The sequence below is a fragment of the Pradoshia sp. Z6_59 genome, assembly GCF_058267515.1.
Window position 1 is genome coordinate 1 of record NZ_JBZCPP010000039.1, and the last position, 1,596, is coordinate 1,596.

1 protein-coding gene is annotated in these 1,596 nt (G+C 36.8%); it reads left to right on the plus strand.

What is annotated here, in order from left to right:
* Nucleotides 1-258 precede the first annotated feature (258 nt).
* The gene (locus tag AC4D4B_RS19440; protein WP_491000838.1) at nt 259-1,461 is read left to right on the plus strand and encodes an IS110 family RNA-guided transposase; all 1,203 of its coding nucleotides are present in this window, start codon (nt 259-261) and stop codon (nt 1,459-1,461) included.
* Nucleotides 1,462-1,596: the final 135 nt, after the last annotated feature.

The following is a 1,596-nucleotide window of genomic DNA, read 5'->3' on the forward strand; positions in this document are numbered from 1 at the left end:
TAAAGGGGCAGGTTCGTATTATATAGTTCAGCCAGAACTTTCTGGTTGAACTTTTTTCATTTGAATTTAATCTATCAGTAGCCAGGGTAGAACGTAAGGGGCAGTGGGACAAATGATCCCGTCCGCTAAACTGTTCACCCCCTACTTGTAGAAATATGTTTGAGGCTGGTTGGGACTGAGATCTCGTATAACAAGCGAAGCTATAATACTACTTGGAGGACTAGGGGTACTGGTGAATTTATCAGAGGAGGAGAAAGAATGAACCCAGTTGTGGGTATAGATATAGCCAAAGAAGAAAGTGAAGTACAGGCTTTTTTAGATAAAGGAAAGCCGTATGGAACAAGTTTTTCGATTAAGCATAATCGTGAAGAGTTGGAGAAGTTTATCTGTTTCTTAGAAGAAATGAAGGAAACAACTGGGCAGATGCCTGTGGTTATATTGGAATCAACAGGACATTATCATACACCCGTTGTTCAATGCTTAGAAGAGAATGACATACTTTATATCTTATTGAATCCAATCATTTCTCATCAAGCGAAGAAGTCTAGTTTAAGAAAGGTGAAAACTGACGCATATGATGCGTATCAACTGTGTGTTCTCTATTACAAAGAAGAGTTTGAACCTCAAAAGAGGAGAGGAATTCAGCTCTTAAATCTTCGAAATCTATCGAGACAACAAGAAATAATGACGAATATGTATGTGGAGGCAAAATTGCATTTTCATACGATTTTAGATCAGGTTTTCCCTGAATACAGAAAGGTTTTTGGAGATCTTTTTTCGAAAGTATCTTTATCGGTATTAAAGGAATACCCTACCTCGGAGAAGGTTCTAAAGACTGGCAAGGAAGAACTAGAAGATAAAATACGAGAATATTGTCCAAGTCGGTCTGTACAGTGGGCTAAAGAAAAAGCAAGAAAGTTAATTCATTCAGCTTCTCAGAATCCTTTTCAGAAAGTGCAATATGAAAGCCATCTTATCAATCTTAGTATGTATATCGATATTTTATTTCACTACCAAGGACACCTAACGGATTTAGAGAGCCAAATGGTATCCCTGGCAAATGAAATAGAAGAATATAAGATTATCCAATCGATTCCTGGTATCGGTGAAAAGATTGCGGCAACAATCATTTCAGAGATTGGGGAAATTGATCGGTTTAATCACCCTAAGAAGCTAGTGGCCTTCGCTGGAGTCGATCCTAGTGTCCATTCATCTGGAAAGTTTACTGCGAACATAAATCGCATAACCAAACGAGGTTCCAGTAGGCTAAGGCATAGCTTATATTTAGCTGTTTTATGTGGAATAAGAAGCTCTAGAAATAAAAAGCTCAAAGAGTTCTATGATAGAAAACGTTCAGAAGGAAAACCTTCGAAAGTTGCCATTGTAGCTTGTATTAATAAGCTGCTTCATTGGATTTATGCTTTATTGAAAAAGAACCAGAATTTCCTAGATATAGCTTAGGAAATGATATTTATCCAACATAAGAAAAACCTTCCAAAAAGAAACTGGAGGGTTATTTGGCATACCCAAAAACAGTATAGCATATAAAAAAATGAAATATACAGAGAGATATTGACAACCTATTAGCTGGTTTAG

Bases quoted from the DNA above. Each gene is read 5' to 3' on its own strand.
- AC4D4B_RS19440 (WP_491000838.1), top strand. From the start codon at position 259: ATGAACCCAGTTGTGGGTATAGATATAGCCAAAGAAGAAAGTGAAGTA.